Raw genomic sequence first — 18,461 nt, forward strand, 5'->3', positions numbered from 1 at the left:
GTCCTCCTAGTAGCGGCTGCGGCCGGGGCCGCGGTCGAGTCTCTTGCGCCAGCAGGTCGGGTGCCAGTGGCGGCGTTCCTCGTCGCCGCCCGGCCAGTCGGGCCAGGCGACCAGATGCGGCCTGCCGCCCAGGATCTCCTGGTCGCAGCCGGGGCACCGGTACGTCTTGGTCGAGGACGCGCCCGTGAGCATGCGGACCTTCCAGTCGCCGTCCGGCCACTCCTCCACCTTGTCGGTGCCGGTGGGGAAGCCGAGTGGGCGGGAGTCGTCCCTCCTGCGGGCGCGGCGCGGGCTCATGAGCGGGGGAACTCGCTCACACCGGCCGTGACGAGCTGGTCGAGCAGGGGGGCGGGAGCGAAGGCGGGCTCGCGGTACTCGGCGTAGAGGGCCCGCAGGCCGTCGCGGACCCTGGCGAACCCGAGGTAGCCCAGCATCTCGAACGGACCGGCCGGGTAGCCGCAGCCCAGCCGCATGGCGGCGTCGATGTCGGCCATGGAGGCGTAGCCGGAGTCGTACATGCGCACGGCGTCGTTGAGGTAGGGGAAGAGCAGGGCGTCGGTCACGAACCCGGCCCGGTCCTTGCAGGACACGGGGGTCAGCCCGGCGACCCTCATCAGGTCGCGCGCCGCCTTGGCGGCCCTGGGCGAGGTGAGCGCGGTGCCGGCCAGCTCGGCGACCTTGTCGCCGACGACGTGCAGGCCGACCATGCGGGCGGGGTCGGACAGGCGTACGGCGTGCTCGATCACCGGACGGTCGGTGCAGCGCAGCACGGTGTCGGGATCGTCGGACGGGCGGAAGCCGGCCGCCCGCAGCCGCTCGCCGAGCCCGTGGACGTCGGGCCCGTCGATCGCGAACGTGATGACCGTGGACTTCTCCGGCTCCTTGGGCGGCTCCTGCGGCCCGTAGAAACCGTGGCCGCTCTTGCGCCCGAGCAGCCCGGCGGTGACCAGCTCGCGCAGCAGCGGCGAGGGCGCGTGGCGGCGGTCGCGCGTCTCGTCGAACAGCACCTCCATCACCTCGTACGCGGTGTCGAGCCCGATCAGGTCGAGCAGCGCGAACGGCCCCATCGGCAGCCCCACGCCCTGCCGCATGGCGTCGTCGATGCCGTCGCGCGTGGCGATGCCCAGCTCCAGCAGGACGGCGGCGTGGTTGAGGTAGGGCAGGAGCAGCCGGTTGACCACGAACCCGGCCCGGTCGCCCACCGAGACGGCCGTCTTGCCCAGCCGGCCGGCCAGCTCGGAGATCTCGGCGGTCACCCCGGGCGCGGTCACCACCGTGCTCACGACCTCGACCAGCCGCATCACCGGCGCCGGGTTGAAGAAGTGCATGCCGATCACCCGCCCGGGACGGCCCAGGTCGGCGGCGACGGCGGTGACCGGCAGCGAGGAGGTGTTGGTGGCGAGGACGGTCTCGGGCTTGCAGACCCGGTCGAGGTCCTGGAACAGCGACACCTTGTGGTCGAGCACCTCGGGGATGGCCTCGATCACCAGATCGACCTCGCGCAGGTCCTCCCGCGAGGTGGTCAGCGTGATGCGCCCGAGGATCTCCGCGCGCTGCCCGGCCGTCAGCTTGCCCCGGTCGGCCGCCCTGGCCGTGGAGCGCTCGACGTGCCCGCGCCCCCTGGCCAGGGCCTCGGCGTCGGCCTCCACGCCGATCACCCGCAGCCCGGCTCGGGCGAAGACCTCGGCGATCCCGGCACCCATCGTGCCGAGCCCGACAACTCCCACCGTTTCAAACGCCATGCGACCAGTTTTCCAGAGCCGCTAAGGTGGAACGTCATGCGGCTGGTCATCGCGCGATGCAGCGTGGATTACATCGGACGGCTCACGGCGCATCTGCCGATGGCGCCGAGGCTCGTTCTCATCAAGGCGGACGGAAGCGTGAGCATCCACGCCGACGACCGCGCCTTCAAGCCGCTCAACTGGATGAATCCGCCGTGCAAGCTCAAGGAGAACGGCGAGACCTGGACGGTCACCCACGGCAAGACCGGCGAGAAGCTGGTCCTGACGATGGAGGAGATCATCCACGATTCCAGCCACGAGCTGGGCGTCGACCCCGGCCTGATCAAGGACGGCGTGGAGGCCCACCTCCAGGAGTTGCTGGCCGAGCACATCACGACGCTGGGCGAGGGCTACTCGCTGATCCGGCGGGAGTACATGACGGCCATCGGCCCGGTCGACATCCTCTGCCGTGACGCCCTGGGCGCGACGGTGGCGATCGAGATCAAGCGGCGCGGCGAGATCGACGGCGTCGAGCAGCTCACCCGCTACCTGGAGCTGCTCAACCGCGACCCGCTGCTCGCGCCGGTGCGGGGCGTGTTCGCGGCTCAGGAGATCAAGCCGCAGGCGCGGGTGCTGGCCACCGACCGCGGCATCGACTGCGTGACGCTCGACTACGACGCCCTGCGCGGCATCGAGCCGGAGAACCCGACCCTCTTCTAGCCGACCGGCCCGGCCTCGCGAGGGCCGGGCTTTTCTTCGGCCCCGACATTCCACTGTTGACAGGTCTTTTATGTACGTTCTAGTTTTGACATATCGAGATTGGAGCGTTCATGAGTGATCCTTCGTACCTCAGCGGCGACCTGGCGCCCGTTCCCGACGAGATCGAGGCGCACGACCTGGAGATCACGGGTGCGCTTCCCGCCGAGCTGACCGGGCGATACTTCCGGAACGGGCCCAACCCCCGGCCGGGCGAGGATCCCGGTCACTGGTTCGGCGGCCACGGCATGCTGCACGGCGTCCGGCTGCGCGACGGGCGCGCCGAGTGGTACCGCAACCGGTGGGTGCGTACCAGGAAGTTCACGGAGAACGCGCCCTTCGTCTCCGACACCGGGCTCGATCTCACCGCGGTGAGCGCCAACACGCACGTCATCCGGCACGCCGGGCGCATCCTGGCGCTCGTGGAGAACGGCCTGCCGCACGAGGTGACCCCCGAACTGGCCACCGTGGGCCCGTACGACTTCGGCGGGCGGCTGACCACCGCGATGACCGCCCACCCCAAGCAGGACCCGCTGACCGGCGAGCTGCACTTCTTCGGCTACGGCTTCTTCCCGCCGTTCCTCACCTACCACCGGCTCTCGCCCGCCGGCGAGCTGGTGGAGAGCAGGGAGATCGAGGTGCCGGGTCCGACGATGATGCACGACTTCGCCGTCACCGAGAACCACCTGATCTGGCTCGACCTGCCCATGGTGTTCGACCTGAACCGCGAGGGCATGCCGTACGCCTGGGAGGACGGCTACGGCGCCAGGATCGGCCTCACCCCGAGGGCGGGCGGCCCGACGCGGTGGTTCGACGTCGATCCCTGCTACGTGTTCCACGTCGGCAACGCCTGGGAGGACGACCACGGGCGCGTCGTGCTCAACGCGGCCCGCTACTCCCCCGACGCCTGGTTCTCCCTCTGGCGCGGCATCGGCGGCAGCGTCGACCCGGCCAGGCACGCGGGCGCGGCCGGCGCCGCCGCCCTGCACCGCTGGATCCTCGACCCGGCCTCCGGCACGGCCAAGGAGGAGGCGCTGGACGACCGCGGCGTGGAGTTCCCCACATTCAACGAGGACCTGCTCGGGCGGCACAGCCGCTACCTCTACACGGTGGGGTCCGACGCCATCGTCAAGTACGACCAGCGCGACGGCTCCGCCCAGGTCAGGAAGACCGGCGGCAACACCGGCGAGGCCGTGTTCGTACCGGCCGAGGGGGCCGCCGGCGAGGACGAGGGGTGGCTGCTGTCGGTCGTCACCTCCGGGGAGTCGTCCGAGCTGGTGGTGCTGGACGCGGCCGACCTGTCCGACGTGGCGTCGGTACGGCTGCCCCGGCGGGTGCCGGCGGGCTTCCACGGCTCGTGGTTCGCGGAGGGATGAGCGTGGAGATCAGGGAGTCCGACGACTTCGACGCCATGGGCGAGGCGCTGGCCAGGGCGTTCCACGACGATCCGGTGATCGGCTGGCTGCTGCCCGGCGGTCACGGCGCCGCGGGCATGTTCGCCACGCTGGCCCGCCACACGCACGCGATCACCGAGACGGCGCTCCACGGGGGCGGCGCCGCGGCGGGGGTCGCGCTGTGGGACCCGCCGGGCCACCGGCCCGACCACGAGACGGCCCTTCCCGGCCTGCTCGCCGCCATGGGCGACCGGGCGCACCAGGGCCTGCTGCTGGAGGAGGCGTTCGCCGGGCACAAGCCCGCTGGTCCCTACTGGTACCTGGCCCAGATCGGCACCGTACCCGAGTCGCGGGGCACCGGCACGGGCGGGGCGCTGATGCGCGCGGGCCTGGAAAGGTGCGGCGGCCTGCCCGTCTACCTGGAGAGCAGCAAGGAGTCGAACGTGCCCTTCTACGAGAGGTTCGGCTTCGTCGTCACCGACCGCTTCACGCTGCCGGACGGGCCGCCGATCTGGGGGATGTTGCGCCCACCCCAGAGCTAGTAAGCAACGGCTTACCGGTTTATCGTGACGCCATGACCACGCTGACGTTCGACTCACTGAACCCGGCTACCGGCGAGGTCGTCGGCAGTCATCCCAAGCATGACGCGCGGGCCGTGCACGACGCGGTCGGCAGGGCCGAGGCCGCCGCCACCTGGTGGGCGGCCCTGCCTCCCGGCGAACGCAGGCGCCGCCTGCTCGACTTCAAGGCGGTGCTCACCGGGCACCTGCGGGAGCTGGCCGCGCTCGTGCACGAGGAGACGGGCAAGCCGGTCGGCGACGCCACCCTGGAGATCGTACTGGCCGTCACGCACCTCGACTGGGCGGCCCGCAACGCCGCCAAGGTGCTGGGCCCCCGCCGCGTCGCCACCGGCATGATGGGCCTCAACCTGGCCGCCACGCTCGAATACCTGCCGCTCGGCGTGGTCGGCGTGATCGGCCCATGGAACTACCCGGTCTTCACCCCCATGGGCTCCATCGCGTACGCGCTGGCGGCGGGCAACGCGGTCGTGTTCAAGCCGAGCGAGCTCACCCCCGGGGTGGGCGTACGGCTGGCTGAGCTGTTCGCCGAGTCGGTGCCCGAGCAGCCGGTGTTGCAGACGGTGACCGGGCTCGGCGAGACGGGCGCGGCGCTGGCCGCCGATCCCAGGCTGGGGAAGGTGGCCTTCACCGGCTCGACAGCCACCGCCAAGCGGGTCATGGCGGCGTGCGCGGAGAACCTCACGCCCCTGGTGGCCGAGTGCGGCGGCAAGGACGCGTTCATCGTGGACGCCGACGCCGACCTGGCCGCCGCGGCCGACGCCTGCCTGTGGGGCGCGATGTCCAACGCCGGCCAGACCTGCGCGGGCGTCGAGCGGGTCTACGTGGTGGACTCGGTGTACGAGCCGTTCCTGCGGGAGTTGTCGGGCCGTGCCGCCGAGGTCAAGGCCGGGCAGGACTACGGCCCGATCACCATGCCCGCCCAGATCGACATCATCAGGCGGCACATCGACGACGCCACCAAATCCGGAAAAGTGGTGACAGGCGGCCGCGACTCCGTACGGGCGCCGTTCGTGGATCCGGTGATCGTGGAGGACGTGCCGGAGGATTCGCCGGCCGTACGGGAGGAGACGTTCGGGCCCACGATCACGGTCCGGCGCACCCGTGACGTCCAGGAGGCCCTGGAGCTGGCCAACGCCTCGGCGTACGGGCTGGCGGGCACGATCTTCTCGCGGGACGCCCGCCGGGCGACGCGGCTCGCGCGCGCGATGCGTACCGGGATGACCGCCGTGAACTCGGTCATCTCCTTCGCCGGGGTGCCCGCGCTGCCGTTCGGCGGGGTCGGCGATTCGGGGTTCGGCCGCATCCACGGAGCCGACGGCCTACGCGAGTTCACCAGGCCGAAAGCGGTCTCCCGCCAGCGCTTCGCCCTGCCCGGCATGAACCTGACCTCGTTCAGGAGAGGGCCCGGAGAGCTTGAGCGGCTGATCAGGCTTGTCACGTTCTTGCACGGACGACGTAAAAGATAATCATCGCACTCTTTCCCAAATCCGATCATCCGTCCATAATTGTGTGCTCTGGGGGCCACGATCATGTTGGACGGGTGGAATGTGAACCGGTCTTACCGGGGAATGTCGGCTGAGCAAAGGCTGGCGGACAGACGCGAGCGGCTGATGACGGCCGCCTACACGCTATACGCGAAACCAGGTTTCGCGGCGACGACCATCGAAAGATTGTGCTCGGAGGCGCGGATCTCCAACCGCGCCTTCTACGAATGTTTCGGCGGCCGGGAGGAGTTGCTCCAGGCGCTGCACGAGCGGTGCGTGGAGGAAAGCCTCGCGGTTGTGGCCAAAGCGTTACAGGAGGCGCCGAGCACGCTTGACGGAAGAGTCAAGGCGGGGATTCGCGCCTATATCGAGTTCGCCACCGCCGACTGGCGGCGGGCCCGCATCATGCACCTGGAGGTGCGCAGGTCCGGCGATGTCCTGACAGCCTCTCGTCAGCGCGCCGTAGACTCCTTCGCGCGGCTCGTGGAGGAGGCCTCCGCGGAATTCCCGCAGGCCCGCTCGCTGAATCGGCGACTGGTGGCACTTGGCGCAATTGGCGCACTACAAGAGCTGCTGATCGAATGGATACTGGCCGACGAGCAGCCGGGCATCGACGAACTCGTCGAGGTGGCCGTGCACATCTTCATCTGCAGCCTCAGTGCGTCGTGACCCGCCGATCACCTTGCGTGACGGGTCACAGAATAATCACTTCGCAGTTCCTTTTACGAGTGCCCGCGTCCGTGATAGCGGCCCAGCCGAAATCTACATTCTCTCTATATTCGGCTCGTGGAATGGGCGCGGGCGACGGCTGATCGACGCCCGGCCCCGATATGTGTCCTCAGGCCACCGCGGCCGCGGGAACCTCGACGTGCAGGACCCGATTCAGCCGGGTCACCGCCAGGATCCGCATGATCCGCGGGGGCACCCCCCGTAGAACGAGGCGGCGTTGCACGCTGATCGCGCGCCGATGCGCCCCGACCAGCACCCCGAGACCGGTCGCGTCGATCATCTCCAACCTGGAGAGGTCGAGGATGAGGTCGCCCTCACCGGCGTCGAGCGCCTTGTGCAGCCGCTCGCGCACGCCGGCCGACGTGCCGGCGTCGAGCCGGGCGCCGATCCGTACCGTCTGGCCTCGTGGATTGCGCCGGACGCGCATGCCACCTCCTCAATCACGCACGAAGCGTAGTCGCCGGGATCGTAACCCCGGCCCTCCTCACCTACCCACCTATCGGGAGTGACACGACCGCCGTCAACAGGAAGTGTCCGTCGCCGGTCGGCCGGGCCGTCATGCTCCCGCCCACGGCGGCCATGCGCTCCCCCATGCCGGTCAGCCCGCTGCCCAGGTCGTCGGCCTGCCTGCGGGCCACGCCGTCGTTGCGTACCGCCAGTTCCGCCTGCTGGTCGGTGAAGCGCAGCGTGATGTCGCAGAAGGTCGCGGCGCTGTGCTTCAGCACGTTCGTGACCGCCTCACGCACCGCGTAGGCGAACACCGGCGCGACCCCCGGGGGCAGCTCCCGGTGGGGCAGCCGCACCTCGCAGCGGACGCCGGCCGCTTCGAGCACTCCCTTCACGCTATTCAGCTCAGCGGTCAAGTCAAGCTCGCGGTAGCCGCGTACGGCCTGGCGCAGCTCGCGCAGGGCCTTGCGGGTCAGCGTGTTCACCTCGGACATCTCGGCCCTGGCCGCCTTGCCGTCGGCGTCGGCCAGGCGTACGGCGAGCTCGGTCTTGACGGCGATGGCGGAGAGCTGGTGCCCGACCAGGTCGTGCAGGTCCCTGGCGAAGCGCAGGCGTTCCTCGGCCAGGGCCAGCCGGGTGTGCGCCTCGCGGCCGTCGTGGGCCTGTACGGCCAGCGACCAGATCCACGCCCACATCCGGTTGGTGCAGGGCAGCGCCGTGGCCCAGATGACGTCGAGGACGGCGATGATGAGCAGCGTGGCGAGGAAGGAGTCGCCGCTCTGCGCGAGCAGGCCCGTACCGCCCAGCACGGACAGCGCGCCGAGCCCGACGCAGGCCGCGCACGTCGCCGTGCCCAGCGCCAGCGCCCTGCGGCCCGGCAACCCGATCACCGCCACGGACACCCACACCATGGGCACGAACCCCCAGCCCATGGGATCGGCCCCGCCGAGCAACGCCGACAGGAACGCCAGAGCGCCGGACCACACGACCTCTCTCGTGGGATACCGGCGCTCCATGACCGAGGCGACGACCCGGACGTAGATCCAGGTGAAACCGAGCGCGGCGACCGTCGCGAGCGCGGCGCGCGGCCACGTGGCCGTCCCGGCGCCGAGGCCGAAGACCGTCGACATGACCAGGAAGATCCACATGACCACGAGCGTCGAGTTGAGCATCCGCCGGGCCAGGCGGCGCGCCCGCGTGATCGCGTCCATCTAGCCCGCGCGCAGCACGTCGCCGAGCTTCAGCCTGGCGCCCGTCCGCAGCACCGCCCGCTCGTAGACCTTGGCCCCGAACGAGAGCACCGCCAGCACGGCCACCGCCATCGCCGCCATGGACGCCGCCACCTGCCACATCGGCACGTCCCCCGCCGCCATGCGCACCGGCATGATCATCGACGAGAACGGCGGGATGTACGACATCACCGTGGCCAGCGTGCCCGTGGGATCGTTGGTGGCGTAGAAGGCCACGAAGTAGGTGGCCATGATCAACATGGTCAGCGGCGACATCACGCTGCTCACCTCCTCCTGGCGGGAGACCAGCGAGGCGAAGGCGGCCGCGAGCGTGGCGAAGAACGCGTACCCCAGCACGAACCAGACCAGCACGGCGGCCACCAGCCCCGGGATGCCGGGCGGGAAGTCGGAGGCGAACCCCGAGACCGACGTGGCGACCAGGCCGACGGCGAGGATCGTGAGCAGGTTGATCAGCCCGAGCACGCCCAGACCGATGATCTTGCCGCCGAGCAGCTGCCAGGGGCGCACCGCCGCGAGCAGGATCTCCACGATCCGGCTGCCCTTCTCCTCCACCACGCCCATGGCCACCATCATGACCTGGCCCATGAGCAGCATGAAGAGGACGAGCACCAGCACCACGGCGATCCCGGTCCTGGCCGCCTCGTAGCGGGTGTCGGCGCCCACGGAGACCATCTGCAGCGGCGGGATCGACACCCCGGCCGCGCCGAGGCGCATCTCCCGGTTCGTGCTCTGCATCAGCACGCCGAGCTTGGAGTCGATCTCGCCGTCGGTGATCACCTTGTCGCCGTTGACCAGCACCGCGTCCACGTCACCGGCCAGTACGGCCTTCTTGGCGGCGGCCCGGTCGCCGAACGCGCGCCACTCGAAGTCAACGTCCGGCGCGGCGGCCTTCAGCGGGAGCTGCTGGGAGTTGACCGTGCCCACCGTGTACGAGTCGTTCCCGCCCATGATCTTCGGCGCGAAGGACACCGCCGCCACCAATAGGGCGGTGACCAGCAGGCCCACCAGGAACGTCTTCGTGCGCACCTGCGTCACGATCTCGCGGCGGGCGATCAGCATCAGTCCGTTCACGCCACGGCCTCCTTGAAGATCTCGGTGAGGGTCGGCTGCTCGGCGCCGAAGTGCTCGACGCGGCCGGCCTTCATGGCGCGGCGCAGGATCTCCTGGTCGTCGCCCTCGGCCGTCCGCAGAGTGTGCAGGTCACCGGCGACGGTGACCGTGCCGGGCAGGCCGTCGGCCCAGCCGGGCGCGGGGTCGCGGACGACCACGCGCAACGTGTCGCCCTCGGCGGCGCGCAGTTCGGCCACCGTGCCCGTGGCGACCATCCGGCCGCCGGAGACGATGCCCACCGAGTCGCACAGCCGCTCCACCAGGTCGAGCTGGTGGCTGGAGAAGATCACCGGTACGCCGCTCCTGCACCGCTCCTGCAACGCCCCGGCCAGCGCGTCCACGGCCAGGGGGTCGAGCCCCGAGAACGGCTCGTCCAGGACCAGCGCCTCGGGGTCGTGCACCAACGCCACGGCGAGCTGCACACGCTGCTGGTTGCCCAGCGACAGCGCCTGCACCGCGTCTCCCCTGCGCTCGGTCAGCCCCAGCCGCTCGATGAGGTCGTCGGCGGCCTTCTTCGCCGCCGCCGGGCCGAGCCCGTGCAGCCGGCCGAAGTACTCGATCTGCTCGGCGACCCGCATCTTCTGGTACAGCCCGCGCTCCTCGGGCATGTAGCCGAAGCGCGTGCGGTCGTCGGCGCCGAGCGGTCGGTCCCGCCAGCGCACCGACCCGGAGTCGGCCTGGAGCACGCCCATGACGATGCGCATCGTCGTCGTCTTGCCGCCGCCGTTCGCGCCGACGAAGCCGTACATCTCGCCCGGACGTACCGTGAAGCTGATCCCGTCCAGGGCGACCTTGCCGCCGGGGGCGTCGGGACCGCCCGCGAAGCGCTTGCGCAGCTCGCTGATCTCCAGCATCAGGCCCTCTCTCTCATCATGGGTCAATGGTGGCTTTAGTGCAGTTCGCCCTGGTAGTCGTGGAAATCATGGAGGTGACATGGAAAGCGCGTCCCGTTCGGATGACATTTGTCATTACGCTGGGATCCATGACGCGTGCCGACAAGGACAAGCCCGTCGTCCTCTCCCGCATCTACACCCGTACGGGAGACGACGGCACCACGAACCTGAGCGACATGAGCCGCGCCGCCAAGACCGACACCCGGCTGGCCGCGTACGCCGACGTCGAGGAGGCCAACGCCTGCCTGGGCCTGGCCCTGTCCCATGGCACGCTGCCCGCCGACCTCGTCGCGGTCCTCGTGCGCATCCAGAACGAGCTGTTCGACGTGGGGGCCGACCTGGCCACGCCCGTGGTGGACGATCCGGAGTTCCCGCCGCTGCGGGTGGAGCAGTCCTACATCGACCGGCTGGAGGAGCAGTGTGACCGGCTCAACGCCGAGCTCAAGCCGCTGCGCAGCTTCATCCTGCCCGGCGGCGACCCCGCCACGGCCGCGCTGCACCTGGCCCGGGTCACCGTACGCAGGGCCGAGCGCACCACGTGGGCGGCGCTCCAGACCTACGACGACGTCAACCCGCTGACCGCCAAATACCTCAACAGGCTGTCCGACCTGCTCTTCATCGCCTGCCGGGTCGCCCACGGCGGCAACGAGATCCTCTGGAAGCCCGGCGCCACCCGCTAGGCGACGTCGAGGTACGCGCTGGGCGGCGCCGACTCCAGCCAGGCGAGGAACCCGGTCAGCGCGTCGGCGCTCATCGCCAGCGACAGCCCGCGCGTGCTGCCGCCGCAGTCGATGGCGTAGAGACCGCCGTCGATCTCACGCCGGGCGGAAACGACGAGGCCGCGCCTCGCGATCGCGTGGCGCGGCCTCAGTCGGACACCCATGAGCGGAATCCAGTGGAGCTCTCCGTCGGCGTAACGGGCAACCCCGCTCTGCCAGCCTCCGCTGCCTACTTTGAGGCGACAGGGCACGCTGCCGCGCGAGCGGGAGAGCGTCACCCCTCGCAGGACCACGAGGGCGACCAGCAGCAACAACAAAACCGAAACCGTCGCCACCATGGCCGCCCCCTGAATCCCGTTGTATGTATTAAACCTCTTCGCCCGCCGCGCGCAGCCGGGCCCTGGCCCGCTTGGCCTCGATCGCCGCGTCGGCGTCCTCCTGGTTGGCCTCGATCGAGGCCTGAGCCCGGTCGAGAGCGTCTCGGGCAGCCGCGACATCGACCTCGGAACCGAGCTCGGCGACCTCGGCGAGCACCGACACCTCATCGTCGGCCACGGAGATGAACCCCCCGTGAACGGCCGCGACGAGCTCGGGCTCACCTTCCCGCTTGACGCGCAGCACGCCGCCCTCGACGAGGACGCCGAGCACGGGTGCGTGTTGCGGCATAATACCGATCTCGCCGTCCACGGTCTTGGCAATCACCATGTCGGCCTCGCCCGACCAGATCTCACGCTCGGGTGAGACAACCCCTACGCGTAGCTTCGCCACTTCTGTAGGTTCCTTTCCGATCAGGTAGTGGCACGGGTACTCGTGCCCGTGCCACTACCGTAGGGCGATCAGCGACGCTCGAGTTCCTTGGCCTTGGCCACGGCCTGGTCGATGCCGCCGACCATGAAGAACGCCTGCTCGGGCAGGTGGTCGTACTCGCCGGCGCACAGGCCCTTGAAGGAGGCGATGGTCTCGTCCAGCGGGACGTTCTCGCCCGGCTGGCCGGTGAACGCCTCGGCGGCGTACATCGGGTGCGACAGGAACCGCTCGATACGGCGGGCCCGCTGCACGGTGACCTTGTCCTCTTCGGACAGCTCGTCGATACCGAGGATCGCGATGATGTCCTGGAGCTCGCGGTACTTCTGCAGGATCCGCTTGGTCTCCTGGGCCACCCGGTAGTGCTCCTCGCCCACGACCTGCGGGTCGAGGATCCGGGAGCTGGAGTCGAGCGGGTCCACCGCGGGGTAGATGCCCTTCTCCGAGATCGGCCGGGACAGAACGGTCTGCGCGTCGAGGTGCGCGAACGCGTTGTGCGGGGCCGGGTCGGTGATGTCGTCGGCGGGCACGTAGATCGCCTGCATGGAGGTGATCGAGTGACCGCGCGTCGAGGTGATGCGCTCCTGGAGCACACCCATCTCGTCGGCCAGCGTCGGCTGGTAACCCACCGCTGACGGCATGCGGCCGAGGAGGGTGGAGACCTCCGAGCCCGCCTGCGTGAAGCGGAAGATGTTGTCGATGAACAGCAGCACGTCCTGCTTCTGCACGTCGCGGAAGTACTCCGCCATCGTCAGCGCGGACAGGGCCACCCGCAGACGGGTGCCCGGCGGCTCGTCCATCTGGCCGAAGACGAGCGCGGTGTCCTTGAGGACGTCCGCCTCCTCCATCTCCAGCCAGAGGTCGTTGCCCTCACGGGTGCGCTCGCCGACGCCGGCGAACACCGAGGTGCCACCGAAGTTGCGGGCGACACGGCGGATCATCTCCTGGATGAGAACCGTCTTGCCCACACCCGCGCCACCGAACAGGCCGATCTTGCCACCCTGCACGTACGGCATGAGCAGGTCGATGACCTTGATGCCCGTGACGAGCATCTCGGTACGGGACTCCAGCTGGTCGAAGGGCGGGGACGGCCGGTGGATGCCCCACTTCTCGGTGATCTGAAGCGAAGCGGTCGGCACGTCGAGCGACTCGCCGAGCGTGTTCCACACGTGGCCCTTGACGATGTCGCCGACGGGCACCGAGATCGGGTGGCCCGAGTCGGTGACGGCCGTACCGCGGATAAGACCGTCGGTGGGCTGCATGGAGATGGCGCGGACCAGGTTGTCACCCAGGTGCTGGGCGACCTCCATGGTCAGGGTCTTGGTCTCGCCGCCGAGGGTCACCTCGACGTTGAGCGCGTTGTAGATGTCGGGCATCGCCTCGACGGGGAACTCCACGTCGACGACGGGCCCCTTGACGCTGGCCACACGACCGGCACCGGCCGACGTGGGCTCAACAGTCTCAACAGCCTCTGCAGTCATTTCACTCTTTCCCCGCTGCGGCGTCAGCCAGCGCGTTGGCGCCACCGACGATCTCGCTGATTTCCTGGGTGATCTCGGCCTGGCGAGCCTGGTTCATCTGCATGGTGAACACGCGGATCAGCTCGTTGGCGTTGTCCGTGGCGGACTTCATCGCGCGGCGGCGCGCGGCCTCCTCCGAAGCCGCCGACTGCAGCAGCGCGGTGAAGATGCGGGACTCCACGTAGCGCGGCAGCAGCGACTCGAGCACGTCGCCCGCGGTGGGCTCGAACTCGAAGTACGGCGGGATCGTCTCGGTCGCCGTCGCCTCGGTCTCCTCGACCTCCAGCGGCAGCACACGCTTGACCACGACGTTCTGGGTCAGCATGGAGACGAACTCGGTCGAGACGATGTGGATCTCGTCGATCCCCGCCTCTTCCTTGAAGGAGTCGATCAGCGTCTGCGCGATCTCCTTGGCGTCGGCGTAGGCCGGCTTCCTGGAGAAGCCGACCCACTGGCCGCCCATCGTACGGTTGCGGAAGGTGTGCCAGGTGACACCCTTCCGGCCGGTGACGAACGGCACCACCGTCAGGCCGCGGCTCTCCAGCAGCCCGCGCAGGGCCTCGGCCTCGCGCAGGACGTTGGCGTTGAAGCCGCCACAGAACCCGCTGTCACTGGTGACGATGAGGACGCCCGCCTTGGCGGGGTTCTCCTTCGCCACGGTCAACGGATGATCGACGCTGGCCGCGTTGCTGACGACGCCGGTGACGGCGCGAGTGATCTCACGCTCGTACGGCAGCGCCGCCTGCATCCGCATCTGCGCCTTCACGATCCGCGAGGAGGCGATGAGCTCCTGGGCGCGCGTGATCTTGGCGGTCGACTTGACCGACCTGATCCGCCGCCGCAGCAGCCTTAGCTGGGCACCCATGAGCTACTTCTCCGTCGCCGGGCGGACGACCTTCTTGATCTTCTCCTGGCCGACCTCGCTGGCCTCGAGCGGCGCCACCGGCTCGTCCTTGACCAGGAGCTCGCCCGAAGAGGTGGTGAAGCCCTTCTTGAACTCCGTGACGGCGTCCTTGAGGGAGGTCACCGCGTCGTCGGACAGCTCGTTGGTCTCGCGGATGCTGTCGAAGATGCCCTTGTGGCTGCTCTGCAGGTAGTCGAGGAACTCCTGCTCGAAGCGGCGGATGTCCTCGATCGGAACCTCGTCGAGCTCACCCGTCGTGCCCGCCCACACCGACACGACCTGACGCTCCACGGGGAACGGCGAGTACTGCGGCTGGATGAGCAGCTCGGTCAGGCGCTGGCCGCGCTCCAGCTGGGCGCGGGAGGCCGCGTCCAGGTCGGAGGCGAAGGCCGCGAAGGCCTCCAGGTCGCGGTACTGCGACAGCGACAGACGGAGCGTACCGGCGACCTTGCGCATCGCCTTGATCTGCGCCGAGCCACCGACCCGGGAGACCGAGATACCGACGTTGATGGCAGGACGGATACCGGCGTTGAAGTAGTCGGTCTCCAGGAAGATCTGGCCGTCGGTGATGGAGATGACGTTGGTCGGGATGAACGCCGACACGTCGTTGCCCTTGGTCTCGATGATCGGAAGACCGGTCATCGAGCCGCCGCCCAGGTCGGCGGAGAGCTTGGCGCAGCGCTCCAGCAGACGGGAGTGGAGGTAGAAGACGTCACCGGGGAACGCCTCACGGCCCGGCGGGCGGCGAAGCAGCAGCGAGACGGCGCGGTAGGCGTCGGCCTGCTTGGTGAGGTCGTCGAAGATGATGAGGACGTGCTTGCCCTGGTACATCCAGTGCTGGCCGATGGCCGAACCGGTGTAGGGGGCGATGTACTTGTAACCGGCCGGGTCGGAAGCCGGGGCGGCGACGATCGTGGTGTACTCCAGAGCGCCGGCCTCTTCGAGGCGGGAACGCACCTGGGCGATCGTCGAGCCCTTCTGGCCGACCGCGACGTAGACGCAGCGCACCTGCTTCTCGGGGTCGCCCGAGAGCCAGTTGTCACGCTGGTTGAGGATCGTGTCCACGGCTACGGCGGTCTTGCCCGTGCCACGGTCACCGATGATCAGCTGGCGCTGGCCGCGGCCGATCGGCGTCATGGCGTCGATCGCCTTGATGCCGGTCTGCAGCGGCTGCTTCACCGGCTGCCGCTGGACGACCGAGGGGGCCTGCAGTTCGAGGGCGCGCAGGCCCTCGGACTCGATCGCGCCCTTGCCGTCGAGGGGGTTGCCGAGCGGGTCGACCACGCGGCCGAGGAAGTTGTCGCCGACGGGCACGGACAGGACCTCGCCCGTCCTGCGGACCGTCTGGCCCTCCTCGATCTTGCTGAAGTCACCCAGGACCACGACGCCGATCTCTCGGGGGTCGAGGTTCAGGGCCAGGCCGCGCGTGCCGTCCTCGAACTCGAGCAGCTCGTTCGCCATCGCCGAGGGAAGGCCGGAGACATGGGCAATGCCGTCGCCGGCGTCGACGACGGTCCCGATCTCCTCGCGCGCGGCGCCTTCCGGTTCGTACGCCTGGACGAAGCGCTCAAGCGCGTCCCGGATCTCGTCCGGCCGGATCGTAAGCTCCGCCATCTCTACTCTGTCTCCCTATTCATTCGGCGCTCACTGCGCCTCAGCCGGCCAACCGGCGGCGGACTTCTTCAATTCGTCCCACGATCGTGGTGTCGATGATCTCGTCGCCGATGCGGACCGAGAACCCACCGAGCACTCGCTTGTCCACCTCGACGTTCAGGTGCACGTCGCGACCGTAGGAGGTGCGCAGCCAGTCGGCCAGTCGCTGCTTCTGCGCGTCCGACAGCTCGACCGCGCTGCGCACGACCGCCACCAGGCGCCGGCGCTGCTGGGCCACGAGCTGGCCGAACTCCTCCAAGCCCACTTCCAGGCTACGCCCTCGCGGGTGCACCGCCAGCTGCGTGATCAGGCGCAGGCTGGTGGGGGCGACCTTGCCTCCGAGCAGATCGCTCAGGAGCTGCCGCTTGCCCTCGCCGGGCGCGGCCGCGTCCGCGAGCGCGCGGCGGAGGTCGGGGTTGGCGGCGACGATGCGGCCGAAGCGGAAGAGCTCGTCCTCCACGTCGTCGAGCCGGGACTGGCTCTCCGCCTCAGCGGCAGCGGCGACGACGCCGAGCCGGTCCAGCGAGTCGGCCAGGTCTCCGGCACGCGACCACCGGACCGAGACCGCGGCCTCGGTCGTGGCGAGGGCCGCCTCGGAGACCTTGCCGCCGAGCAGGGCGCGGATGGTTCCCGCCTTCTGCTCGGCGTGCCTGGCCGGGTCGGACAGCGCGCGGCGCAGGCCGTGCTCGCGGTCGAGCAGATCCGCGACGGCGAACAACTCGTCGGAGAGCGCGCCGAGGTCGGCGCTGCCCGCGACCGCGTTGAAGCGCTCCTCGACCTCTGCCAACGAGGTCCTGCTCAGACCTCTCATTAGCGCACCGCCTGCGCGTTGCTGCTCTCGAGCTCATCGAGGAACCGGTCCACGATGCGGCTCTGGCGGACCTCGTCCTCAAGGGACTCGCCGACGATGCGGCCGGCCAGCTCGGTGGACAGACGGCCCACCTCCGTGCGGAGCTGCGCGAACGCGGCGGCACGGTCGGCCTCGATCTGGGCGTGCGCGGCCTCGACGAGACGACGGGCCTCGGCCTGCGCCTCCTCGCGGAGCTCCGCCTTGATCTGCGCGGCCTGCTCGCGAGCCTCCTCGCGGAGCCTGCCGGCCTCGCGCCGGGCCTCCTCGAGCTGCTGCGCGTACTGCCTCTGGAGGTTCTGCGCCTCGGCCTGAGCCTCCTCAGCCCTCTTGATGCCACCCTCGATCGCGTCGGTCCGCTCGCCCAGAGTCTTCTGGATGCGCGGTACGAGAATCTTGCCGACGACGAGGAGGACGACGAGGAACGAGAAGATACCGACGACGAGCTCGAACGTGTGCGGAAGGAGCGGGTTAGCACCCTCCTCCTGCGCGAGGAGCGTAGCTGCCTTAATCATGGGTGCAGCCTTTCGTCAGGGATTCTTCTGGTTTAGAGGTTCGCGAAGATGAACGGCGCGACCAGACCGATCAGGGCGAGGGCCTCGGTGAGGACGAAGCCGAGGAGCATGTTCTGGCGAATCAGGCCGTAAGCCTCGGGCTGACGCGCGATGGCCTGCACGCCCTGACCGAAGATGATGCCGACGCCGATGCCGGGGCCGATGGCGGCGAGACCGTAACCGATGGCGGTGACGTTGCCGGAGACCTCAGCGAGAACGCTCATTGCTATTTCCTTTACTGGACGGCCGGTGAAGGGAGTCCCACCGGTCATGGATATTCCGGTATGTGGTTCTCAGTGATCCGGGTGCAGCGCGCCGCCGATGTACATCGCCGCCAGCATCGCGAACAGGAAAGCCTGCAGGAACTGGATGAACATCTCGAACCCGGTCAGGATGATCGTCATGACCACACCGAGGACGCCGACGCCGGCACCCATCGGAGTCAGCTTCTCGAACAGGAACCAGAAGCCGACCATGCTGAAGAACGCGAGCAGCATGTGACCGGCGAACATGTTCGCGAACAGTCGGACCGCGTGCGTGAACGGCGCGATGATCATGTTCGACAGGAACTCGATCGGCGCCAGGAGGAAGTAGATCGGCTTGGGCAGGCCGGGGGGGAACATCATGTTCTTGAAGTAACCGATGCCGCCCTGGTGCTTGACGCCCAGGTAGACCTTGATCGCGTAGATCGAGAGCGCGAGCACGGCCGGGAACGCGATGTGCGAGGCGACCGGGAACTGCGCGAGCGGGATCACGCCCAGGATGTTCCAGAACAGAACCAGGAAGAAGAGCGTGACGAGCAGGCCCATCCACCGATCGGCGTCCTTGCCGAGGAACGGCCGGGCGATCTGGTCACGGACGAACATGTAGCCGTACTCGACGACGTTCTGGGTGCCTCTCGGCACGAGCTTCGGTTTGGCGAAGGCGACCCAGCAAACGGCGATCACCGCGAGCGCGCTCAGGATCGCCAGCAGAACCGGCTTGGTGAACCAGTCCACCCCAGGAATGATGGGCGTGAACGAATTGAACAGCTCATCAGGCGATGGCGCCTTGAAGTTGTCTTCGGGGGCGAGGACCGTCAGCGCAATCACGCGG

Annotated in this window: 21 protein-coding genes; 6 read left to right on the forward strand and 15 right to left on the reverse strand. The window is 69.2% G+C overall.

Annotated features, from left to right (window positions below; genetic code table 11):
• Positions 1-6: 6 nt before the first annotated feature.
• Both DMB42_RS06450 and DMB42_RS06455 read right to left on the reverse strand, forming a co-directional pair.
• A complete protein-coding gene (locus DMB42_RS06450) occupies positions 7-297 on the reverse strand; it encodes an ATP/GTP-binding protein (RefSeq protein ID WP_125631635.1) in 291 nt (96 codons plus the stop codon).
• Positions 294-1,742 carry a 3-hydroxyacyl-CoA dehydrogenase family protein gene (locus DMB42_RS06455; protein ID WP_125631637.1) on the reverse strand — a complete coding sequence of 483 codons (1,449 nt, stop codon included), beginning with the start codon at positions 1,740-1,742 and terminating at the stop codon, positions 294-296. The genes DMB42_RS06450 and DMB42_RS06455 overlap by 4 nt, the downstream gene beginning before the upstream one ends.
• 36 nt (positions 1,743-1,778) lie before the next feature.
• Between DMB42_RS06455 and nucS the strand changes: the two genes are divergently transcribed.
• The 5 genes from nucS (at position 1,779) to DMB42_RS06480 (ending at position 6,605) form a co-directional block, all read left to right on the forward strand.
• Positions 1,779-2,441, forward strand: a complete 663-nt coding sequence (gene nucS, locus DMB42_RS06460; RefSeq protein ID WP_125631639.1) for an endonuclease NucS — start codon at positions 1,779-1,781, stop codon at positions 2,439-2,441.
• A gap of 110 nt (positions 2,442-2,551) precedes the next feature.
• Positions 2,552-3,853 carry a carotenoid oxygenase family protein gene (locus DMB42_RS06465; protein WP_125631641.1) on the forward strand — a complete coding sequence of 434 codons (1,302 nt, stop codon included), beginning with the start codon at positions 2,552-2,554 and terminating at the stop codon, positions 3,851-3,853.
• Positions 3,850-4,413 (forward strand): GNAT family N-acetyltransferase, encoded by a 564-nt coding sequence (locus tag DMB42_RS06470; protein ID WP_125631643.1) that lies wholly within the window; start codon positions 3,850-3,852, stop codon positions 4,411-4,413. The genes DMB42_RS06465 and DMB42_RS06470 overlap by 4 nt, the downstream gene beginning before the upstream one ends.
• Before the next feature lie 32 nt (positions 4,414-4,445).
• Complete coding sequence (locus DMB42_RS06475) at positions 4,446-5,918, forward strand: aldehyde dehydrogenase family protein (protein WP_125631645.1); 1,473 nt, start codon at positions 4,446-4,448, stop codon at positions 5,916-5,918.
• Between the two features lie 144 nt (positions 5,919-6,062).
• Complete coding sequence (locus DMB42_RS06480) at positions 6,063-6,605, forward strand: TetR/AcrR family transcriptional regulator (RefSeq protein ID WP_260477530.1); 543 nt, start codon at positions 6,063-6,065, stop codon at positions 6,603-6,605.
• 169 nt (positions 6,606-6,774) lie between these two features.
• Here the strand turns inward: DMB42_RS06480 and DMB42_RS06485 are convergent, their stop codons facing one another.
• The 4 genes from DMB42_RS06485 to DMB42_RS06500 form a co-directional block, all read right to left on the reverse strand.
• Complete coding sequence (locus DMB42_RS06485) at positions 6,775-7,092, reverse strand: STAS domain-containing protein (protein ID WP_125631647.1); 318 nt, start codon at positions 7,090-7,092, stop codon at positions 6,775-6,777.
• Positions 7,093-7,153: 61 nt separating this feature from the next.
• Positions 7,154-8,323 (reverse strand): sensor histidine kinase, encoded by a 1,170-nt coding sequence (locus DMB42_RS06490; RefSeq protein WP_125631649.1) that lies wholly within the window; start codon positions 8,321-8,323, stop codon positions 7,154-7,156.
• Positions 8,324-9,433: an ABC transporter permease gene (locus DMB42_RS06495; protein ID WP_125631651.1), complete on the reverse strand. Its 1,110-nt coding sequence runs from the start codon at positions 9,431-9,433 to the stop codon at positions 8,324-8,326.
• Positions 9,430-10,326 (reverse strand): ABC transporter ATP-binding protein, encoded by an 897-nt coding sequence (locus tag DMB42_RS06500; protein ID WP_125631653.1) that lies wholly within the window; start codon positions 10,324-10,326, stop codon positions 9,430-9,432. The genes DMB42_RS06495 and DMB42_RS06500 overlap by 4 nt, the downstream gene beginning before the upstream one ends.
• Before the next feature lie 128 nt (positions 10,327-10,454).
• Between DMB42_RS06500 and DMB42_RS06505 the strand changes: the two genes are divergently transcribed.
• A complete protein-coding gene (locus DMB42_RS06505; protein ID WP_125631655.1) occupies positions 10,455-11,045 on the forward strand; it encodes a cob(I)yrinic acid a,c-diamide adenosyltransferase in 591 nt (196 codons plus the stop codon).
• On the opposite strand, the gene DMB42_RS06510 is transcribed toward DMB42_RS06505, so the two are convergent.
• From DMB42_RS06510 to atpB, 9 genes are all read right to left on the reverse strand, one after another.
• The gene (locus DMB42_RS06510) at positions 11,042-11,422 is read right to left on the reverse strand and encodes a DUF2550 domain-containing protein (RefSeq protein ID WP_125631657.1); all 381 of its coding nucleotides are present in this window, start codon (positions 11,420-11,422) and stop codon (positions 11,042-11,044) included. The two genes, DMB42_RS06505 and DMB42_RS06510, sit on opposite strands and share 4 nt — an antisense overlap.
• A gap of 28 nt (positions 11,423-11,450) precedes the next feature.
• Positions 11,451-11,852: a F0F1 ATP synthase subunit epsilon gene (locus DMB42_RS06515; RefSeq protein WP_080042501.1), complete on the reverse strand. Its 402-nt coding sequence runs from the start codon at positions 11,850-11,852 to the stop codon at positions 11,451-11,453.
• Positions 11,853-11,920: 68 nt separating this feature from the next.
• Positions 11,921-13,369 carry a F0F1 ATP synthase subunit beta gene (gene atpD / locus DMB42_RS06520; RefSeq protein WP_125631659.1) on the reverse strand — a complete coding sequence of 483 codons (1,449 nt, stop codon included), beginning with the start codon at positions 13,367-13,369 and terminating at the stop codon, positions 11,921-11,923.
• Position 13,370: 1 nt separating this feature from the next.
• On the reverse strand, positions 13,371-14,273 hold the full coding sequence (locus tag DMB42_RS06525) for a F0F1 ATP synthase subunit gamma (RefSeq protein ID WP_125631661.1): 903 nt from the start codon (positions 14,271-14,273) through the stop codon (positions 13,371-13,373).
• A 3-nt stretch (positions 14,274-14,276) separates the two neighbouring features.
• The gene (gene atpA / locus DMB42_RS06530; protein ID WP_125631663.1) at positions 14,277-15,926 is read right to left on the reverse strand and encodes a F0F1 ATP synthase subunit alpha; all 1,650 of its coding nucleotides are present in this window, start codon (positions 15,924-15,926) and stop codon (positions 14,277-14,279) included.
• Between the two features lie 40 nt (positions 15,927-15,966).
• Positions 15,967-16,776, reverse strand: a complete 810-nt coding sequence (locus DMB42_RS06535; RefSeq protein ID WP_125631665.1) for a F0F1 ATP synthase subunit delta — start codon at positions 16,774-16,776, stop codon at positions 15,967-15,969.
• Entirely contained in the window at positions 16,776-17,327 is a 552-nt protein-coding gene (locus DMB42_RS06540) for a F0F1 ATP synthase subunit B (protein WP_185844491.1), read from the reverse strand. The genes DMB42_RS06535 and DMB42_RS06540 overlap by 1 nt, the downstream gene beginning before the upstream one ends.
• Positions 17,328-17,359: 32 nt before the next feature.
• Entirely contained in the window at positions 17,360-17,590 is a 231-nt protein-coding gene (atpE, locus tag DMB42_RS06545; protein ID WP_101784104.1) for an ATP synthase F0 subunit C, read from the reverse strand.
• A 69-nt stretch (positions 17,591-17,659) separates the two neighbouring features.
• Complete coding sequence (gene atpB / locus DMB42_RS06550; protein WP_260477533.1) at positions 17,660-18,364, reverse strand: F0F1 ATP synthase subunit A; 705 nt, start codon at positions 18,362-18,364, stop codon at positions 17,660-17,662.
• Positions 18,365-18,461: the final 97 nt, after the last annotated feature.

The sequence above is a fragment of the Nonomuraea sp. WAC 01424 genome, from assembly GCF_003947315.1.
Taxonomy (GTDB): domain Bacteria; phylum Actinomycetota; class Actinomycetes; order Streptosporangiales; family Streptosporangiaceae; genus Nonomuraea; species Nonomuraea spiralis.

Excerpts from the sequence above, each read along its gene's own strand:
- DMB42_RS06450 (WP_125631635.1), bottom strand. The coding sequence starts at position 297 with ATGAGCCCGCGCCGCGCCCGCAGGAGGGACGACTCCCGCCCACTCGGC.
- DMB42_RS06455 (WP_125631637.1), bottom strand. The coding sequence starts at position 1,742 with ATGGCGTTTGAAACGGTGGGAGTTGTCGGGCTCGGCACGATGGGTGCC.
- nucS (WP_125631639.1), top strand. The coding sequence starts at position 1,779 with ATGCGGCTGGTCATCGCGCGATGCAGCGTGGATTACATCGGACGGCTC.
- DMB42_RS06465 (WP_125631641.1), top strand. The coding sequence starts at position 2,552 with ATGAGTGATCCTTCGTACCTCAGCGGCGACCTGGCGCCCGTTCCCGAC.
- DMB42_RS06470 (WP_125631643.1), top strand. The coding sequence starts at position 3,850 with ATGAGCGTGGAGATCAGGGAGTCCGACGACTTCGACGCCATGGGCGAG.
- DMB42_RS06475 (WP_125631645.1), top strand. The coding sequence starts at position 4,446 with ATGACCACGCTGACGTTCGACTCACTGAACCCGGCTACCGGCGAGGTC.
- DMB42_RS06480 (WP_260477530.1), top strand. The coding sequence starts at position 6,063 with ATGACGGCCGCCTACACGCTATACGCGAAACCAGGTTTCGCGGCGACG.
- DMB42_RS06485 (WP_125631647.1), bottom strand. The coding sequence starts at position 7,092 with ATGCGCGTCCGGCGCAATCCACGAGGCCAGACGGTACGGATCGGCGCC.
- DMB42_RS06490 (WP_125631649.1), bottom strand. The coding sequence starts at position 8,323 with ATGGACGCGATCACGCGGGCGCGCCGCCTGGCCCGGCGGATGCTCAAC.
- DMB42_RS06500 (WP_125631653.1), bottom strand. The coding sequence starts at position 10,326 with ATGCTGGAGATCAGCGAGCTGCGCAAGCGCTTCGCGGGCGGTCCCGAC.
- DMB42_RS06505 (WP_125631655.1), top strand. The coding sequence starts at position 10,455 with ATGACGCGTGCCGACAAGGACAAGCCCGTCGTCCTCTCCCGCATCTAC.
- DMB42_RS06510 (WP_125631657.1), bottom strand. The coding sequence starts at position 11,422 with ATGGTGGCGACGGTTTCGGTTTTGTTGTTGCTGCTGGTCGCCCTCGTG.
- atpD (WP_125631659.1), bottom strand. The coding sequence starts at position 13,369 with ATGACTGCAGAGGCTGTTGAGACTGTTGAGCCCACGTCGGCCGGTGCC.
- DMB42_RS06525 (WP_125631661.1), bottom strand. The coding sequence starts at position 14,273 with ATGGGTGCCCAGCTAAGGCTGCTGCGGCGGCGGATCAGGTCGGTCAAG.
- atpA (WP_125631663.1), bottom strand. The coding sequence starts at position 15,926 with ATGGCGGAGCTTACGATCCGGCCGGACGAGATCCGGGACGCGCTTGAG.
- DMB42_RS06535 (WP_125631665.1), bottom strand. The coding sequence starts at position 16,776 with ATGAGAGGTCTGAGCAGGACCTCGTTGGCAGAGGTCGAGGAGCGCTTC.
- DMB42_RS06540 (WP_185844491.1), bottom strand. The coding sequence starts at position 17,327 with ATGATTAAGGCAGCTACGCTCCTCGCGCAGGAGGAGGGTGCTAACCCG.
- atpE (WP_101784104.1), bottom strand. The coding sequence starts at position 17,590 with ATGAGCGTTCTCGCTGAGGTCTCCGGCAACGTCACCGCCATCGGTTAC.